The 18112-nt window shown below is 73.8% G+C and carries 19 protein-coding genes and 1 pseudogene; 9 read left to right on the top strand and 11 right to left on the bottom strand.

Translation table 11 applies throughout. From position 1 onward, the window contains the following. Positions 1-394 precede the first annotated feature (394 nt). A pseudogene (locus WD250_13025) lies at positions 395-592 on the top strand (LLM class flavin-dependent oxidoreductase). A gap of 173 nt (positions 593-765) precedes the next feature. Further along, entirely contained in the window at positions 766-1632 is an 867-nt protein-coding gene (locus WD250_13020; GenBank protein ID MEX2621128.1) for a glycerophosphodiester phosphodiesterase, read from the top strand. Here WD250_13020 and WD250_13015 read toward each other — a convergent pair. Together WD250_13015 and WD250_13010 are read right to left on the bottom strand one after the other, a co-directional pair. Then, the gene (locus WD250_13015) at positions 1620-1994 is read right to left on the bottom strand and encodes a RidA family protein (protein MEX2621127.1); all 375 of its coding nucleotides are present in this window, start codon (positions 1992-1994) and stop codon (positions 1620-1622) included. The genes WD250_13020 and WD250_13015 overlap by 13 nt on opposite strands. Before the next feature lie 7 nt (positions 1995-2001). Beyond that, complete coding sequence (locus WD250_13010) at positions 2002-2493, bottom strand: SRPBCC family protein (protein MEX2621126.1); 492 nt, start codon at positions 2491-2493, stop codon at positions 2002-2004. 76 nt (positions 2494-2569) lie between these two features. On the opposite strand from WD250_13010, the gene WD250_13005 reads away from it, so the two are divergent. The 3 genes from WD250_13005 (at position 2570) to WD250_12995 (ending at position 5288) form a co-directional block, all read left to right on the top strand. Further along, positions 2570-3343 (top strand): alpha/beta fold hydrolase, encoded by a 774-nt coding sequence (locus WD250_13005; GenBank protein MEX2621125.1) that lies wholly within the window; start codon positions 2570-2572, stop codon positions 3341-3343. Next, positions 3340-3906, top strand: coding sequence for an FAD-dependent oxidoreductase (locus WD250_13000; protein MEX2621124.1), 567 nt, complete (start codon positions 3340-3342; stop codon positions 3904-3906). The genes WD250_13005 and WD250_13000 overlap by 4 nt, the downstream gene beginning before the upstream one ends. 107 nt (positions 3907-4013) lie before the next feature. Further along, complete coding sequence (locus WD250_12995) at positions 4014-5288, top strand: hypothetical protein (protein ID MEX2621123.1); 1275 nt, start codon at positions 4014-4016, stop codon at positions 5286-5288. 24 nt (positions 5289-5312) lie between these two features. On the opposite strand, the gene WD250_12990 is transcribed toward WD250_12995, so the two are convergent. Further along, entirely contained in the window at positions 5313-5804 is a 492-nt protein-coding gene (locus tag WD250_12990; protein ID MEX2621122.1) for a metallophosphoesterase family protein, read from the bottom strand. Between the two features lie 47 nt (positions 5805-5851). Here WD250_12990 and WD250_12985 point away from each other — a divergent pair, with 47 nt between their 5' ends. Then, entirely contained in the window at positions 5852-6529 is a 678-nt protein-coding gene (locus WD250_12985) for a uracil-DNA glycosylase (protein MEX2621121.1), read from the top strand. 444 nt (positions 6530-6973) lie between these two features. Here WD250_12985 and WD250_12980 read toward each other — a convergent pair whose 3' ends face one another. Next, complete coding sequence (locus tag WD250_12980) at positions 6974-8125, bottom strand: GPP34 family phosphoprotein (protein ID MEX2621120.1); 1152 nt, start codon at positions 8123-8125, stop codon at positions 6974-6976. Between the two features lie 56 nt (positions 8126-8181). Then, on the bottom strand, positions 8182-9036 hold the full coding sequence (locus WD250_12975; protein ID MEX2621119.1) for an RDD family protein: 855 nt from the start codon (positions 9034-9036) through the stop codon (positions 8182-8184). A 19-nt stretch (positions 9037-9055) separates the two neighbouring features. Between WD250_12975 and WD250_12970 the strand changes: the two genes are divergently transcribed. Next, entirely contained in the window at positions 9056-10066 is a 1011-nt protein-coding gene (locus WD250_12970; protein ID MEX2621118.1) for a stage II sporulation protein M, read from the top strand. On the opposite strand, the gene WD250_12965 is transcribed toward WD250_12970, so the two are convergent. The 6 genes from WD250_12965 to WD250_12940 all read right to left on the bottom strand — a co-directional run bounded on the left by WD250_12965 (position 9973) and on the right by WD250_12940 (position 16774). Then, the gene (locus WD250_12965; GenBank protein ID MEX2621117.1) at positions 9973-11454 is read right to left on the bottom strand and encodes a DUF2254 domain-containing protein; all 1482 of its coding nucleotides are present in this window, start codon (positions 11452-11454) and stop codon (positions 9973-9975) included. The two genes, WD250_12970 and WD250_12965, sit on opposite strands and share 94 nt — an antisense overlap. A 123-nt stretch (positions 11455-11577) precedes the next feature. After that, positions 11578-12942: a DUF58 domain-containing protein gene (locus WD250_12960; protein ID MEX2621116.1), complete on the bottom strand. Its 1365-nt coding sequence runs from the start codon at positions 12940-12942 to the stop codon at positions 11578-11580. Beyond that, a complete protein-coding gene (locus tag WD250_12955; GenBank protein ID MEX2621115.1) occupies positions 12939-13925 on the bottom strand; it encodes a MoxR family ATPase in 987 nt (328 codons plus the stop codon). The genes WD250_12960 and WD250_12955 overlap by 4 nt, the downstream gene beginning before the upstream one ends. Next, on the bottom strand, positions 13915-15048 hold the full coding sequence (locus tag WD250_12950) for a DUF4350 domain-containing protein (GenBank protein MEX2621114.1): 1134 nt from the start codon (positions 15046-15048) through the stop codon (positions 13915-13917). Before WD250_12950 ends, WD250_12955 begins: the two co-directional genes overlap by 11 nt. Further along, positions 15045-15722: a DUF4129 domain-containing protein gene (locus WD250_12945; GenBank protein ID MEX2621113.1), complete on the bottom strand. Its 678-nt coding sequence runs from the start codon at positions 15720-15722 to the stop codon at positions 15045-15047. Before WD250_12945 ends, WD250_12950 begins: the two co-directional genes overlap by 4 nt. Beyond that, on the bottom strand, positions 15710-16774 hold the full coding sequence (locus WD250_12940) for a hypothetical protein (GenBank protein MEX2621112.1): 1065 nt from the start codon (positions 16772-16774) through the stop codon (positions 15710-15712). The genes WD250_12945 and WD250_12940 overlap by 13 nt, the downstream gene beginning before the upstream one ends. Positions 16775-16856: 82 nt before the next feature. Between WD250_12940 and folP the strand changes: the two genes are divergently transcribed. Then, positions 16857-17723 (top strand): dihydropteroate synthase, encoded by an 867-nt coding sequence (gene folP, locus WD250_12935; protein MEX2621111.1) that lies wholly within the window; start codon positions 16857-16859, stop codon positions 17721-17723. Positions 17724-17764: 41 nt separating this feature from the next. After that, entirely contained in the window at positions 17765-18112 is a 348-nt protein-coding gene (locus tag WD250_12930; protein MEX2621110.1) for a (2Fe-2S) ferredoxin domain-containing protein, read from the top strand.

The following is an 18112-nucleotide window of genomic DNA, read 5'->3' as shown; positions in this document are numbered from 1 at the left end:
GTGGCCAGGCGAGACGACCCACTCCACAGTGGGCGCGTGGCCCGGCGGAACGCCCGGGCATGTGGCCAGGCGAGACGACCCACTCCACAGTGGGCGCGTGGCCCGGCGGAACGCCCCGGCATGCGGCCCGGCGAGACGACCCACTCCAGCGCGGGGACGCCAGCCGCGCACACCACACCGGGTTTCCCCGCGGCGCCCACGGGCAAGCCTGCCGCCCGCACCGCGGCGAAGGAGCACCCGAAGATGGTCGAGGTCGGCTACATCCTGTCCAGCGAGGACCACGGACCGCGGGAGTTGGTCCGCCACGCCGCGCTGGCCGAGGAGGCCGGCTTCACCAGCGCCATGATCAGCGACCACTACCACCCCTGGGTCGACGCGCAGGGGCCACAGCCCGTTCGTGTGGTCGGTGATCGGCGAGATCGCGCAGGCCACCGAGCGGTTGCGGGCCGTCACCGGCGTGGTCTGCCCCACCGTGCGCATCCACCCGGCGATCATCGCCCAGGCCGCGGCCACGTCGGCGGTGCTGCTGCAGGGCCGCTTCTTCCTGGGCGTGGGCAGCGGCGAGAACCCTGAACGAGCACATCCTCGGTGACCGCTGGCCGCCGACCGCCGTCCGCCTGGAGATGCTGGAGGAGGCCGGTTTCCTGCCGTTCTTCCGCAACGAGGTCCGACCGCTGCTCGCCTGAGGGTCGGTGTGGCGTCTGGCGCACCGCCACGGTGCGCTCGACACCGCACCCCCGGGGTGTGGCGCGTACCCTCGACCGCATGCTCGTCGACAATGCCTGGCTGCACCGACGGGTGCTGGCCTTCGGCCACCGGGGCAGCGCCCGGCTGTGGCCCGAGAACACGCTGCGGGCTTTCCGCGGGGCGGTCGCCGCCGGCGCGGCGGGACTGGAGATGGACCTGCGGGCCACCGCCGACGGTGAGGTCGTCGTCTGCCACGATGCGACCGTCGATCGGACCACCGACGGATCGGGGCCGGTCGCCGCCCACACACTGGCCGAGCTGACACGGCTCGACGCGGCGTTCCGCTTCGTGCAGGGCCACGGGGCAGAGGAGCGCGCTCCCGACGGCCCCTACCCGTTGCGCGGCACCCGCGCCGACGACCTGCGCGTGCCGAGCCTGCGCGCCGTGCTCGCCGAGTTCCCCGGCGCCCCCCTCACCATGGAGCTCAAGGAGGGCCCGCCGGACCGGCCGTCGCTGGCCGGAGCCGTCGCCGAGCTGCTCGCCGAGCACGGGCGGGACGACGACGTGATCGTCGCCGCGTTCGACGACACCGTCCTCCGCGACTTCCGGCGCGTGGCCCCCACCGTGCCGACCGCCACCAGCGCCGACGAGACCGCCGCGTTCTGGGGCGCCCGCGACCTGCCGGTCGTGGCACCCGGCACGCGCCCGCCCGTGGCGTTCCAGGTGCCCGTCACCTACCGCGACGTCGAGGTCGTCACCCCGGCGTTCGTCGCCGACGCGCAGGCCGGTGGTCTGGCCGTGCACGTGTGGACCATCGACGACCCCGACCAGATGGCGTGGCTGCTCGACCTCGGGGTCGACGGGATCATGAGCGACCGCCCCGACGTGCTGGCGGAGCTCCTCGATCGGCGCCGCGTCGCCTGGCGAGGCGATCAGCAGTGGTAGGCCTCGGCCTCGATCTCCACCCGCCAGCGCGGATCGGCCAGGCCGGTCACGACCACGATCGTGGTGGCCGGTCGGACGTCGCCGAACGCCGCGGCGTGGGCGCGGCCCACCACGTCGACGTCGCCGGCCTCGACGAGGTACATCCGCGTGCGCACGACCTGCGACGCGTCCGCGTCCGCCTCGTGCAACGCCGCGGCGATGATCTCGAGGCAACGGCGCGCCTGCACCGCGGGGTCGGGATCGCATGTCCCGTCGGGCCACACCGGCCCGGTACCCGAGACCAGGACCCGGTCACCGACGCGCACAGCGCGGCTGAAGCCGATGACCGACTCCCAGGGGGAGCCGGAGCTGATCCGTTGCACGGCCACCCTACGGACGCACGCTGGTCGACTCGCACACGCGCTTGAGCCCCGCCAGGCTCGCGCGGAACACCCGGCGCGCCACCGGCACCACGCCGACGGTCGTCACCGCTTCGCCGAGCGCGCCCAGCGGAACGTCGATCTCCTCCCACCAGGTGAAGTGGGTGCCGTCGGCGGTGGGCGCCAGCTCGAACGCGCCCACCCCCCGGATCACCCGGCCGAGGTGGCGGATGCCGATGATGCGGGGCTCCTCCCACTCGGTGACCACCATGTCGTCGGTGACCATGAGCAACGATCCGCCGGGCCGGTGCGCGCCCCGCAGGCCTCCGACGATGTCGGTGCGGCAGCGCAACGTCACGTCGACACCTTCGCGGTGCGGGGAGACCACCGTCACGCTGTGGGCGTCACGCATCCAGCGTGCCTGTCCCTCCCAGTCGACCAGGACGTCCCAGACGTGCTGGGGCTCGGCCTCGATATGGGTCGTCGCTTCAATGCGGGCCACGCGGGCCGCCTTTCGTCGCGGTCGTCCGATGGCCCGTAGTATGACCCGACCTCTCTGACCCGACCGCGGAGCCGGCATGTTCATCGAGCTGAACGGCGTCAAGCACCACTACATCAGCCGGGGCGAAGGCCCCCCGGTGGTGCTCGTGCACGGCCTGGGCGGCACGCTGCACGCCTGGCAGGGGGTGATCGACAACCTGGCCCTGCACCACCACGTCGTCGCGCTCGACCTGCGGGGCCACGGCCGCAGCGAGCACACCAAGGGCGCCTACTCCATCAAGACCTGGGCGGGCGACGTCGAGGCCCTGATCGGAGCCCTGGAGCTGCCCGCGGTGACGCTGGTGGCCCACTCCATGGGCACCCTCGTCGCCCAGCATCTGGCGATCAGCAAGCCCGAGGTGGTGGACAACCTCGTCCTGCTCGGTGGCATCTCCTACTTCGAGCCACCGGCCAAGGAGGTCTACGCCAAACGTGCCGAGATGGTCGAGGCCGATGGCATGGACGCCCTCGTCGACGACTGGCTGCCCGGCGCCCTGGCCCCCCGCACCCACGCCAAGCTGCCCCAGCTCACCGGCCTGCTGCGCGAGCTGTTCCTGCGCAACGACCCGAACAGCTACGCGAAGTCGTGCCGGGCGCTGGCGAAGGCGCCGTCCACCAAGCGCGAGAGCATCGGCCAGCCGACCCTGCTGCTCGTCGGCGACCACGACCGGTCCACCCCGCTGCGCATGACCGAGGAGCTGCACCGCGACATCCCGGTCTCGCGCGTGCGGGTCATCCCGGCGGCAGCGCACTGGGCCGCCCTCGAGCAGCCCGACGTGATCGCCGCGGCGATCCTGGAGTTCCTGACGTGAGCGCCGACGCGACGCGGGTGATCGTGGTCGGCGACGGCCCGGGGGGCCTGTCCGCCGCGCTCTTCCTGGCGAAGAACGGGCTGGACGCGGTGGTGTACGGCCAGGACGCAACGGCCATGCACTACGCGCAGCTGCACAACTACCTCGGGGCACCCGACACCGGCGGGACCGAGCTGCAGGCGGTCGCCCGCCGGCAGGTCAGCGAGCAGGGTGGCGATGTCCGCGACGACGAGGTCACGGCGGCCTCGCGCGAGGACGCGGGTTTCGTGGTCACCACCGCCGGTGGCGCCTCCGAGCGCGCGGACTACCTCGTCCTCGCGGGCGGCAAGCCGATGGGACGCCTTGCCCAACAGCTCGGCGCCGAGGTCGCCGGCGCCGGCGTGGTCGTGGACCGCGAGCAGCGCACGAGCGTGGACCGCTGCTACGCGGTCGGGCGCATCGCCCGGCCGAACCGCAGCCAGGCGATCATCTCCGCGGGCGCGGGTGCCGTCGCCGCGCTCGACATCCTGTCGCGTGAAGCCGGACACGACGTCACCGACTGGGACTCACCCCCGAAGGACTAGGCCATGTCGGTGTCCCCGCGACCCCGTGCGCCGACGGCTGGCCGTACGACAATCCGTTTGAGCCGGGACCTCCCCGGCTAGGACTGGAAGCAGAAGGGAGGCCGCCTATGGCCTACAACGTTTTCGTGCTCGGACTCGACGATCGCAATCTCACGAGCCTGCAGCGCGTGCCCAGAGCCGACGAGCTGACCTACCACCCGCTGCTGTCGATCGACGAGCTGCAGCACCGCGACGAGATCCCCGTGCCCGACCTGATCCAAAAGGCCACCCGCGAGCTCGAGGCCTTCGACGGCGACATCGATGCGATCGTGGGCTACTGGGACTTCCCGGTGAGCTGCATGCTGCCGATCCTGTGCGAGCGGTTCGGCCTGCCCACCACGTCGCTGGAGAGCCGGCTGAAGTGCGAGCACAAGTTCTGGAGCCGCGTCGAGCAGGCCAAGGTCCTCGACGACAACGTCACCTTCCAGGTGGTCGATCCCTGGGACGAGCACGCGCTCGACCGCCTGACCCTCGACTTCCCCTTCTGGCTGAAGCCGATCAAGGCCTTCTCCTCGGAGCTGGCGTTCAAAGTCACCGACACAGGCGTGTTCACCCGGGCGCTCGCCCAGATCCGCGAAGGCGTCGCCCGGGTCGGCGAGCCGTTCGGCTGGTTGCTGTCCCAGGTCGAGCTGCCCCCTGTGGTCGGCAGCGCCCCGCCCACCTCGTGCCTGGCCGAGGAGACCCTGACCGGCCACATGGCGACGGTCGAGGGCTACAGCCTGCACGGCCAGATCGACATCTACGGTGTGGTGGACTCGCTGCGCTACCCCGACTCCTCGACCTTCCTGCGCTACGAGTACCCCTCCCGCCTGCCCGAGCGCGTGCGGGCGTGCATGGCGGACATGTCGCGGCGCATCATCCGGCAGGTCGGCGTGGACCGGTCGACCTTCAACATCGAGTTCTTCTGGAACGAGGACACCGACCTGGTGCGCCTGCTCGAGGTCAACACGCGCCATTCCCAGTCGCACGCCCTGCTGTTCGAGGCGGTCGACGGCATCCCCAACCACGCCTTCATGGTCAACCTCGCCCTCGGCTGGCCGCCGCCGGTGCTGGAGGGCAAGGGGCCGCACAACTGCTCGGCGAAGTGGTTCCTGCGTCGCTTCGAGGACGGGCTCGTGACCCGCAGTCCAACAGACGAGGAGATCGCCGCGCTGCAGGAGCAGATCCCGGGCACGGTGATCGACCTCGAGCCCCGCGAGGGCGTGCGGCTATCCGAGATGCACGACCAGGACGCATACAGCTACCGGTTGGCCAACATCTTCATCGGCGCGGAGGACACCGACGAGCTGACCGCCAAGTACGAGGCCTGCGTCGAGGGACTGCAGTTCGAGTTCGCCGACTGAGACGCTCTGCCTCGACGGCCTGGGTCACGACACCGCGATGATCTCGGGGGCGACGAGCCGGCCCTGATCCACGTCGAACACGGCGATGGTGTGATGTGGCTGGCGCCGCCGCTCGGTCGGCGACCCCGGGTTGAGCAGCCACTGACCGTCGACGCCGGGCTCGTTGACGGGATCGTGGCTGTGCCCGAACACGACGAGGTCGGCATCCGGGAAGCGGCGGCGCAGGCGCGCGGGACGCCCGCGCCGAGCGCCGCTGTCGTGGATCATCCCCACCCGCAGCCCACCGAGGTCGAGGTCGAGCGCCTCGGGGAGCGCGCCCTCGAGCTCCTGGTCGTTGTTGCCCAGCACGGCGTACACGGGGGCGTAGCGGCCGAGGTCGTCGAGGACGTCGCCAACCATGATGTCGCCGGCGTGCAGCACGACGTCGGCATCTTCCAGTGCCGCGACCGCTCGCTCCGGCAGCCGGCGCGAGGAGCCGCGCCGGATATGGGTGTCGGCGAGCACGACGACATGCATCGGGGCCGACCATACCCAGGCGCACGGTGCCCGCTACGGTGCCCGTCATGACGTGGAGCGATCTCGCCGCAGTCGAGCGCGACGTCATCGACTGCCGCGCGTGCCCGCGACTGGTCGCCTGGCGGGAGACCGTCGCCCACGAGAAGCGCGCCGCCTACGCCGGCGAGCAGTACTGGGGTCGCCCCGTTCCCGGCTTCGGCGATCCTGCGGCGCGCCTGGTCGTCGTCGGTCTGGCCCCCGCAGCCCACGGCGCCAACCGCACCGGCCGGATCTTCACCGGCGACCGGTCGGGCGACTTCCTCTACGCGGCGCTGCACCGGGCCGGACTGGCCAACCAGCCGACCGCCCACCACCGCGGCGACGGGCTGGCCCTGACCGACTGCTGGGTCAGCGCGCCCGTGAAATGCGCCCCGCCGGCCAACCGGCCCCTGCCCGGCGAGCGCGACCGCTGCCTGCCCTACCTCGCCGCGGAACTCGCGCTCCTGCCAGCCCGGGTCGTACTCGCCCTCGGCGGCTATGCCTGGGACGCCGCTCTGCGCCTGCTCGGTCCGGTGCGCCCCAAGCCGCGGTTCGGCCACGGGGCGGAGGTGGTGATCGGTCGCGTGACGCTGCTCGGCTGCTACCACGTGAGCCAGCAGAACACCTTCACCGGCCGGCTCACCGAGGCGATGCTCGACGAGGTGCTCGCCCGTGCGAAGCGACTTCTCGTGGGTTCGCAGCGCTAGCGCCCTGCTCGGCCTCAGCGCTGCACGCAGGTTACCCGGCGGTAGATGGGGTGGGACGGACAGATATGTCCCCGCAACCCCATCTACCGGCCGGTAACCAAGACCCAGCCGCGTGGCCAACCGCACGAGCTCCGGGGCTCCCGGAATCGCGCCGAACGGCCGTCGAGGTCCGCGCTCGTCGGCCATGCCGAGGCCTGCCAGCACCTGGGTCGGGACGCTGTTCGGATCGGCCAGGACCGCCATCACCATGTGCTCCACCCCGATGAAGCTGTCCGCACCGTGGACGCGCGCCTGCTCGGCCGCCTGCGCAAGGATGCGCGACGCCCGGGGCGTCAGCGGCATGGGGAACGCGACGACGGTCTGTCGCTCGTTGCCGGGGCTTGTCATGGTCCCTCCACTGGTTCGGGCTGACGCGGTCACGCGGACCCGGCCATGAGGACGGCGTCAGTCGTCTGGCGGGCGCTTGCGCGCGCGGGGTGCCAGCCGCCGGCGGACGACGCCGATCCCGATGAGCAGGGCGGCGCCGACCCCGATGCCCACGCCCACGCGGCCGGCGACGCCCACATCGCCCTCCGGTGGGGGCTGCGCCCGTCGCCGAGCACCCGCCTCGTCCACTGCCGCGGCACCGACCTTCCCCACCGGTGCGGGGCGCGCCGGCACGTCCGCGACCGGCTGCCCGACGGGTGCGGGGCGCGCCGGCACGTCCGCGACCGGCTCGTCGACCTGCACGGGGTCGGGCGGCAGGTCCTCGGCCGGCGCCTCCTCGACCCGCACGGTGCGCACGGGCACGTCCGTCGCCGGCTCCTGCTCGTGAGCAGTCGGCGCGTGCGCGACCGACTCCTCCGCGTGACCGTCCCCCGCGCCCGCGTCGCGTCGTGGGTCGCGAACCGGTGCCGTGGTCCAGTCGGGCTGCTGGGGCGCACCCGCAGTCGACGTGGCCGTGCCCGCGGTCACGGCCGCTGCCACGGCGGCCATCGCCGTGATCTGCGCCTCCTGGACCGCCTGACCGATGCCAAGGGCGGCATGGGGATTGCTGAAGGCCTCGGCCCGTCGGCGTGCCCGCGTCCGCTCCCCACGGGCCACCAGCACGTCGATGGCGCCGGTCGGGACGGCCAGGCTGGCCAGCATCACCGTCCGCGGCTCGGCGTCCGCGGGGTCCGCCCGCCCGGTGAGCAGCTCGCGCACCCGCTCCCGCACCACCTCGGTCTTGGCAGGGTCGGCGGGCGGAAAACGGGTGGAGGGGACGAGTCCGAGCACACGACGTCGGTCGGCGCGGAGCACTCCCTGCTCGACCAGGCGGTCACGGATCGCCTTGTACCGGCTCGGTGTGCCCACCTCCTGCACGAGCCTCGTCACACCCGGCGGCCGTCGCCGGCCAGCCGCAGCCACCACCTCGGTGAGCATCAGGTCGCCGGGGTCGGTGCCGGTCACCTGCACCCGGTCGTCGGCGATGACCAGGGCCCCCGCGAGCACCGCGTCGATGACCAGGGCGCCACCGATCCCCGGTCCCACCGTCGTCGAGCACCGCTGGTGAAGCCCACCCTTCTCGTCGTTCCAGCACAGCAGCAGGAGGTCCTCGGCGAGCAGACGCGTCATGCCCATCACGTCCCATCACGGGGTCGGCGGGCGTCATCGTAGCTCCCGGGCGCCCGTCATCCCGGGGGGGCGAACCCCTCTCCGGGCGGGGATGGTGTGGACGCCGGCGGCGGGATCGGCGCCGCCGTCGTCGCTGCGGTCGCCCCCGACGTCGTCCGTGCGCCGATGCCACCGCGCGCCTGGTAGCGGGCCGCGACGCAGACCAGGAACAGCTCCGGGGACACGCCCTCGGGTGGCTGGTGGCGCAGGCGGGCGGCGATCGGGCGGGCGATCCGTCGCGCGAGGTCCGCCCGCACGGCCGGCGCGAGCTCACCGGCACGCAACAGGTAGCCGCGCACGGCTGCGTAGTCGTCGGTCGTCAACCCGGCCGGGTCGATCGTGGAGGCGTAGGGCTCCGCGCCGACGGGGACCGCGAACCGCACGGCGGTCGGGGCCCGCGCACCCGTGCGCTCGCGCAGGACCAGAGTGCCCGCCACAAGGTCGCCGAGCCGCTGGTGCTCCCGGGTCACCAGCGCGGTGACGACCGCCACCCCGCCGAACGCCAGGTAGAAGTCGATGAGGCCCAGCGCGGCACGGATGGCGGCGTGCCGGAACTGCACCGGGGCACCCTCGCGGGTCACCACACGCAGTCCCATCGCCGCCTTGCCGAGCGTCCGGCCGCGCCAGAGGGTCTCCATGGCGACCGGGTAGCCGAACATGACGGCGAACACCAGCAGCAGCGTCACCGTGATTCCCACCCACTCGGGCACGCCCGCCCCGGTCCCCTCCGCCACCAGGCCGAGGCTCACGAACAGCAAGACGACCGCCACCGCCTGCAGCAGCAGGTCCAGGGCGAGGGCGATCGCGCGTGATCCGACGCCGGCCGCCTCGAACTCGAGGTGGACGGCCTCCGGGGTCACGACACCGCTCACTGCCTACACTCTCCTGTCCGTGGACATCGACCGCTTCATCTCGACCCACCAGCCGGCGTGGGACCGCCTCGGCGCGCTCACCCGGCGTGCGTCACGGCGGGTCGGGAGGCTGTCCGTCGAGGAGCTCGACGAGCTCGTGCGGCTCTATCAGCAGGTTTCCACGCACCTGTCGGTGGCACGGACGACGTACCGGGAGCCGGCGCTGACCGCCCGCCTGACCGGGCTGGTCGCCCAGGCCGGTGCCCTGATCTACGGTACCCGTCCGCGCACCGCGCGCGCCGCCGGCCGGTTCGTGGCGGACACCTTCCCGGCCGCACTCTGGCACGCCCGCGCCTTCGTCGGCGTCGCCACGCTGCTGTTCCTGGCCCCTGCGGTCGCAGTGGCGCTGTGGCTCGGCGGGTCGCCGGCGGCGCTTGAGGCCAGCGGCCCCGAGGCCGTACGGGAGGCGTACGTCGAAGAGGACTTCGAGGCCTACTACTCGTCCAGCGCCTCGGCCCAGTTCGCCTCGGAGGTCACGACCAACAACATCCGGGTGGGCATCATCGCCTTCGCCGGCGGCATCCTCGCCTGCGTGCCGACCGCCTTCGTGCTGGTCTTCAACGGCGCGAACCTGGGCCTGGCCGCCGGGCTGTTCGCCGCAGCCGGGGAGATGCCGCGGTTCTGGGGCCTCATCCTGCCGCACGGCCTGCTCGAGGTGACGGCGGTGTTCGTGGCGGGAGCCGCCGGCCTGCGGCTCGGGTGGACGCTGATCGACCCGGGCGACCGTCCCCGCGGCGAGGCCCTGGTGGCCGAGGGCCGACGGGCGGTGGTGATCGTGATCGGCCTGACGGGCGTCTTCGTGGTCGCCGGGCTGATCGAGGGGTTCGTCACCGGTTCCGCCCTGCCCACCTGGGCCCGGGTCGGGATCGGCGTCACTGCCGAGGTGGGCTTCCTCGCCTACGTGGTCACACGCGGCAGTTCGGCCGCGTCGAGGGGGTTGACCGGCGCGCTCGGGGAAGCCGACGAGCCGGCGTGGGCGGCCTCCGCGTAGTCGAGCGGAGCCGGGGGCGGACGCACCGCGTCGGTGCCCGCCTCCACGGGGGCTGGAAGCGCCTCGTCGCTCGCGGCAGTCCCGGCGGCGGTCTCCTCGTAGCTGGCCGTGCGCTGGCGCTCGGCGGCCTCGCGGATCGACTCGAGGTCGTCGGCGAACAGGTTGCCCGCCTCCGAGGCCTCCACCGCCATCCGCATCTGCCGCCACACGGGCGCGGCACGGTCGGGGTGACCGGCCGCCTCGAGGTCGCGGGCGAGCGTGCCGAGCAGGGTGACCATCGCCACGGTCACCTCGGGGAAGGACCCTGTCGCGCGTCGCAGGCGGTCGAACGCGGTGCGCACGTAGTCGCTCCAGGTGAACTCCCGGGCGCGCAGCACCAGGCGGCCCCGCTCGTCGGTGTAGCCCTGGGATGCCAGCTGGCGGCAGGACAGCTCAGCCAGGACCATCTCCACGTGGGCCAGGACCTCGTGGGCTCCCGTGGTGTCGGACAGGCCGTTGGACAGGGAGCCGACCACGAGGTCGACCAGCTGCTGGATGCCCGACTCGATGTCGCCGCTCTCCGGCCGGTTGCGGCCGAGCCGGATCTGGGAGCGCACCCCCGCGACGGTCGCCGCATCGAGGTCGGCGCCCCACACGGTGCAGACGGGACGGCCGCGGAGCACGAACAGGCCGGCCCGGACCTCCAGGCGCACCGTGACGTGGCCGGGCAGGCGGGCGAGCAGCCCGGTCTCGTCGAGGCGGTGGACCCACCCGCTGGCGGTCGCCCGGATGACCGTGCCGCGCCGCAGCGGCGGGGGCGGCGGCGGGAGGTCCCGCACCGGCATCGCCTCGGCCAGCGGGGGCAGGAGGGCGATGCGCTCCACGGTCTCGTCGGTGATGCGGCGGGCGAGCTGGTCGACCTGCATGGACTGCACGGCGTTGCGGATGGCGTGAAGGATCACCAGCACCGAGCCGCCCGCGAGCCCGAGCGCGAGGTTGACCGACAGCTGCGGGGTGTCGGCCAGGCTGCTCGCCGCCGGGATGACGCGGAACACCCCGATGATGTAGGCGAAGATCCCGAGCAGCAGGCCCATGATCGACTGCTGGAACCAGTCCTCCAGGAAGCCGTGCACGACCCGGTTGGAGAACTGCCCAGCGGCGAGCTGCACCGAGGCGGCGCGCACCCAGAACGTGATGCCGGCCAGCGTGAGCATCGCCCCCGCCATCGTGCCGAGCAGCGTGCGGGCCGTCTCCGCCGAGAAGTGCAGGACGCTCGGGATGAGCGCGCCCACGGCGCTGGCGTCGATGGCCAGCGTGACCACGCACAGCGCCACGCCGCCCACGACGAACACGGCGGGGCGGATGAACAGGCTGCGGCGCAGCGTGTTGACCGGTCTGAACGACGACACGGCGGGCTTCCTTCATCGACGGAGCCCCCGCCGGGCAGGCGGGGCCACCATGACGGTAACCCCCCCCGCCCCCCACCCGACACTGTCCGGTCCGGGCGCTTTCCCGTCCCTCCGGACAGGTGCCTAGAGCCGCGCGGTGGCCTTCACGTGCAGGTACGCGTCGGCCAGCTCGGGCGCAAGGCGGCCCGGCGTGGCGTCCACGACCACCGCGCCCAGTCCGCGCAGACGTGCGACCGTGCGTCGCCGGGCATCGAGGGACTGCACCGCAGCCGCCTTGCGGTAGGCGGCGCCGGCACCCGCCGGTGTGGCATGCGCCCACCGGTCGACGTCGGGGTCGCGGACCGCGGCGACCAGCACCACGTGGTCGCGCACGATCAACGGCAGCGCGGGCAGGAGCGTCTCGGCCACGGCCTGCTCGGCCAGCTCGGTGAGCACCACCAGCAGCGCCCGACGGCGAAACCGCGCCAGCGTCTCGGCGAAGGCTCCCCGGTAGTCGCTCTCCGCCAGCCGCGGGTCCAGGTCGTACATCGCGGCCGTGACCCGACCGAGCTGGTCGCGGCGCTGCCCGGGGGCGACGACGCTGCGCACCGTGTCGGCGAACGCCACCAGCCCCGCACGGTCGCCCAGCCGCGTGGAGACCGCGGTGAGCATCATCACGGCGTCCATCGCATGCTCCAGGCGCGGGATCCCGGCATCCGGCCCACCCCCCGGGTCCCGCTGCGCGGACTCCGGCACCCGCACCCGGCCGGCCATGACCCGCCCCGTGTCGAGCAGGCACAGCACCGTCTGGTTGCGCTCGGCGCGGTAGGACCGGACGATCGGCTTGCCGACCCGGGCGGTGGCGGCCCAGTCGATGCGACCGAACTCGTCATCGATCGTGTACTCGCGCAGCTGGTCGAACTCGGTTCCGCCCCCGCGCCCAGCCGCCGACCGCAGACCGACATCGAGGATGCGTGCCCGGGTGATGCGCAGCTCCGCCTCCTCGCGGGAACGAAACGGCGGGTACACGCGCAGCTCCCCGGGCACGTGGCGGTCGGCCTGGCGGGCCACGAGCCCCCACGGGCCTTCCACCCGGACGGTCAGGGTGGTGGGGGTGAACCGTCCGCGCCGCGACGGGTGCAGCCGGGTCGCCTCCTGCCCACGGCCCCGCGCCGGCACCGTCAGGCGGGCGGTGCGGGCCTCCGCTCGCAGCGACGGGGCGAGCTGGTCGGCCAACCGGACCCGCACCGGGCGCCCGGTGGGGTTGGCCACCGACCACCGGACGTCGACCGCACCGTCCAGGGCGACCACCCCCGGCAGGTCGCGGCCGACCTCCAGGCGCGCGGGACGCGGTGCCCGCGCCCAGTCGACGGCCGCCGCCGCGACCAACGCCACGTTGACCGCCAGCAGCGACGTCCGTGCGCCGAACGGCGCGATCGCCACCACCACGGCCAGGACGGCTGCCAGCGCAGCCAGGCGCCAGGTCGGGACGGGCAGCCAGCCGGTCACCGCGGGACGGGCACCGCGGCGAGGAGCCCGTCGAGGACGCCGTCGGCGGTGACCCCCTCGAGCTCGACCTCGGGCCGCAGCCGGACACGGTGGCGCAACGTCGGCGGCACGACCGCCTTGACCTCGTCGGGGGTCACGTACGCCTTGCCGGCCAACCACGCCCACGCCTTGGCGGCGTGCAACAGCATCACGGACCCCCGCGGGCTGACCCCGAGCGCCAACGAGGGCGACTCCCGGGTCGCCCGGGCGATCGCCACGATGTAGGCCTGCACGGCATCCTCGACGCGCACCCCCCCGACCGCCTGTCGCGCGGCGACGAGGTCCTCCGGACCGGCGACCGCGTGGATACCGAGCGAGGCGATGTCATGGGGGTCCATGCCGGCGTGGTGGCGGGCGAGCACCATCCGCTCGTGGTCGGCGGTGGGGTAGCCGACCAGCAGCTTGAAGACGAACCGGTCAACCTGTGCCTCGGGCAGGGGGTAGGTGCCCTCGTACTCGACGGGGTTCTGGGTCGCGATGACCGCGAACGGCTCGGGCAGCGGATGCGCCTGACCCTCCAGGGACACCTGGTGCTCCTCCATGGCTTCCAGCAGCGCCGCCTGGGTCTTGGGGGGCGTGCGGTTGATCTCGTCGGCGAGCAGCAGGTTGGTGAACACCGGCCCGCGCCGGAAGCGGAATGCGCCCTCCGTGCCCCCGCTGGCGTCGCCCGGCGAGTAGATCAGCTGGCCGAGCACGTCGGAGGGCATCAGGTCCGGCGTGAACTGGATGCGGCGCTGGTCCAGGCGCAGGGCAGCGGCCAGCGCCTTGACGAGCAGCGTCTTGGCGGTCCCGGGGACCCCCTCGAGCAGGACGTGACCGCGGATCAGCAGCGCGGCGAGCAGGCCGGTCACCGCCCGGTCATGGCCGACGACCGCCTTGGCGACCTCGTCGCGGACGGCCACGATCGCCTCGCGGGCGGCGGTCGTCGGGGCATCAGCGGACACGGGCGGGCTCCTTCGTCGGCGTGGTCTCGTCCAGCGCGGCGCGGCGCGCCCGCTCGAGCTCGGCGGCCAGCACGACCAGCCCGGCCTCCCCGGCCGGCTCGGCACCGGTCAGCAGAGCGATCAGGTCCTCGGGGCGCCGACCGGTGCGGCGGGCCACGGCGGCGGCCACCGCATCGGGCGGGCTGTCGGCGGGCAGGCCGAGGCGGTCGGCGAGGTCCCGGCGCAGGTCGTCGCGCAGCAGGCGGGCTGCCTGCCCCCGGGCGCCCGTCTGCTGCAGGAGGTTGCCGACCGCGACGACCAGCTCGGAACCGGCGACCTGGACCGGCTGGGGCTCACGCACCGGGTCGCCCAGCCGGCGGGCCCGCCACGCCACCACCACGAGGAACGCGACGAGCAGCTGCACCAGGGCGAACCGCACGGGGTCGGGGACGAGGTCGCCCAGGCTCGCCTCGCCCTCGCCGGGTGCGGCCGGACGCAGGAAGGCCACGCTCCCGCCGGCCGCGGGGGCCAGCAGCGCCGCAGCGAGCACGCCGTTGTCGGCCTCCCCCAAGCCGCGGTTGGTGAACGCGCCCGCGCCCCCGATCGCCACGACCGTCCCCGCTCCCTCGGACGCCGCGACCAGCCAGTGCCCGCCCGCCCGCGGGAAGCAGGCCAGGTCGCCGGCCGCCGACTCGTAGACCGCCCCGCCCCGCGCGGACACACGGTCCACGTCGCGGAGGGCGACCGCCTCGCATCCCCGGGGCAGGGACGTCTGCAGCGGGCCGAGGCTCGTCGTGCCCACGATCTCCGGCGCGAAGGTGCTGGCCGGGTCGGCGACCACGAGCGTGCCCCCGTCGCGGACCCAGCGGCGCAACGACGCGGCACCGTCCTCGTCGAGGTCGTCGGTGAGCAGCAGGGCGATGGCGTCGTCGGCCTCCACCTCGTCGGTGACCCTCACCTCGACGTCCAGGGCGGCCAGCACGTCCACCAGTCCCTTGGTCCCGACCGGTCCGGTCACGCGGGGGTCCAGTGGCGGGCCGTCCTGGGCGGGGGCTCCCGCCACCGCCACGGCGAGCAGCACGGCCACGGCGATCACGGCGAGCGGCACTCCCCGGCGCAGCGCGCGGCGACGGTCGGTGGTCACGGCGCACCACCCGGTGCGGCGGCGACCGCGGGGCGGGCGCCGGCGCGGGTGCCGGCGACGGCGGTGCGGGCAGCCGCGGCCCGGTCACGCACCTGGTCGAGGATGGCCCGGTCCACCGGTGCATGGCCGTACCAGGCGGCCTCGAACGCGGCGGTCACGGCGGCGACCTCCTCGCCGACCTCGGGGCGGCGGCGACGAGTCTCGGCGAGGTACTCCCCCGCCGTGCGCCCGGGCGCTTCGTCGACGACGCCCGCGACAGCCAGGAACGCGACCAGGGCCCGGTAGCGGCACCGCACGGCCTCGCGGTAGCGCCCGGCACGCTCGTGCCCGTCCGCCTCGGCGATCCAGTCCGCCGGGGCGCGCCCGACCCCCTCGGCGGTGACCACGGCTGTGCCCGGATCCCGGCGCACCGAGCGGGCGAAGCGCACGGCCAGCACCACCATGGCCGCCACCGCGGCAACCAGGAGCAGCGACCCGACGAGCGACGCCTGGCCCGTGCCGAGCACGGCATCCAGCAGACGGCCCAGCTGCTCGCCGACCCACCCGCGGATGCGCGCGGTGAGCGACGGGGTGGCCTCGGCGTACTCGGGTCGCGCCAGCACCTCCGCCACCACACGGCGCACCGCGTCGGCACCAGCGGCCGGGACAGGCAGCGCGACGGTCAGCTCGACCACCCTGCGGGCAGGCCACCGGCGTCGGGCGCCGAGAGGCCCTCGGCGGTGAGCCGCAGGTCCAGCGCCTCCTGGCGGACCCGGCCGTCGAAGTACAGCAGGGTGACCACGATCGCAAGCAGCGGGGTGGTGATCAGACCGGCCAGCACGCCCCCGACCGCCACGAGCACCCAGCCGAAGCGATCGCCGATCAGCAGGCCGGCCAGCTGCGGGATGCCCCCCAGGGCCATCGACAGCACCGAGATCAGCAGCGACGCCAGGACCAGGATGCCGATGACGGGCAGCAGCCGCGGGCGCAGCAGGCGGGCGGAGCGGCGCAGTCCCGCGATCGCCCCGAGCTGCTCGACGACGATCGCCGGGGCCGCCCCGGCGAACAGCGACCCGATCGCCAGGGCGGCGGCCAGCCCGCCCAGGACGAGCACGATGCCGAGCACCACGACGAGCGGGACCGGCAGGCCCGCCACCGCCGCCCCGCCGATCACCGCACCGGCCACCAGGACCGGCAGCGTGCAGCCGACGATCAGCAGCACCCATGCCGCGATCAGCGCCCACCATCGGCGCAGCCCCGACGCCAAAGCCGTCCCCGCGTCCGCGGTGCCGCCCAGGTAGGAGGTGGCGACCACCGCCGCCACGGTCCCGGTGACCAGCGGGATGAGGACCAGACCGTTGACGAAGGAGAGGAGGGCGGCGATGTCCTGTCCGGTCCCGCCTGCCTGCAGCAGCAGGGCGTCCACCGCGGTCGGGTCGGTGAACACGTCGAGCAGCCCTGCGCCGAGCACCCCCCGCTGCAGGTAGGCGGACAGCAGCTGCATCGGGACCACGAAGATCGCGGTCACGATGAGGATCGCCCGCCAGTTGGCCGCAAGCAGCTTGAACGCCCCGTCCAGCATCTCGCCGAGGTTCAGCGGGCGCACCGCGATCGGGCCGGGCCCGGCCGCCCCGCCGGCGGCAGGGCCGGGGCCTGTCGGTGGCGGGCGCTCCGGCGAGCCCGGGGCCGGCGGGGGCGGCAGCGGTGGCTGCCCGCCGGGCGGGGGCGGCAGTCCCATGCCCGTCACTGCACATCACCTCTCCGGGTTCAGCTGTTCGGGCGGCCCGCGGCAGCCCTTCGCCCTGTCAGTATGCCTACCATGGACGGTGATGCGACTGCGGCTGCGCACCCGGACCTTCGACCTGCAGCGCCGGGTCGCGGTCATGGCGATCGTGAACCGCACCCCCGACTCCTTCTCCGACGGGGGGCGCACCTGGGAGCTCGACGCCGCACTCGACCACGCCATGGCCCAAGTCGCGGCCGGGGCGGACATCATCGACATCGGCGGCGTGAAGGCCGGTCCCGGCACCGACGTGGACGTCGATGAGGAGCGCCGGCGGGTCCTGCCCTTCGTCGAGGCGTTTCGGGCCCGCAGCGACGTGCCGCTGTCGGTGGACACGTTCCGGGCCGCCGTGGCCGCGGACGCCCTCGACGCCGGCGCGGACATCGTCAACGACGTCAGCGGGATGTCCGAGCCCGACATCGCCGACGTCGTGGCCGCGCGCCCCCTGACCGCCCTGGTCGTGATGCACGCCGGCGGGCCTCCGCGCACCCGCCCCTTCCGACCGACCTACCTGCCCGACGTCACCACGGCGGTCGCGGCACGGCTCGCCGGCCTGGTGGCCGAGGCACGTCGACGGGGCGTTCCCGCCGAGCGCCTCGTCATCGACCCGGGCCACGACTTCGGGAAGAACACCGCGCACTCGCTGGAGCTGACGCGTCGGCTGCCGGAGCTGTGCGCGCTCGGCTACCCGGTCCTGGTCGCGCTGTCCAACAAGGACTTCCTGGGCGAGGTCCTCGGTGTCCCCGTGGACCAGCGTGCGGAGGCGTCCCTGGCAGCGGCGGTGGCCGCCGTGTCGCTCGGGGCCCGCATCGTGCGGGTGCACGACACGCAACCCACGGTGCGCGCGGTGCGCACGCTCGAGGCGATCCTCGGGTGGCGTGCCCCCGCGGTGTCGGCGCGCGGCCTGGACTGACCCCCGCAGTAGGCTGGGACTCACGGACGGAGGAGTTGCCAGTGCCCAAGCCGACCAAGTTCGTCTTCGTGTGCATCAACGAGCGCGACCGCGAGCACCCACGCCCGAGTTGCAACGCCAACGGGGCCGCGCACGTGTTCAACATGCTGCGCGAGGAGCAGGGACGGCGCCTGCTGACCGACGTGAAGGTGGTCGCCGGCGGGTGCATGGAGGCCTGCATGGTCGGTCCGGTCGTGGCCGTGTTCCCCGACAATGTCTTCTACGGGGGGGTCACCGAACTGGACGTGTCGGCCATCCTCGACCATGTGCAGGGCGGCGACCCGGTGAAGATCCTGGAGATCGGCGACGCGGAGTTCGACCTGCGACCACCGGAGATGCCAGGAGGCTAG

Source organism: Egibacteraceae bacterium, assembly GCA_040905805.1.
Lineage (GTDB): Bacteria > Actinomycetota > Nitriliruptoria > Euzebyales > Egibacteraceae > DATLGH01.
Note: the sequence above shows the minus strand (reverse complement) of the source record. Positions and strands in the feature narration are given on the sequence as shown.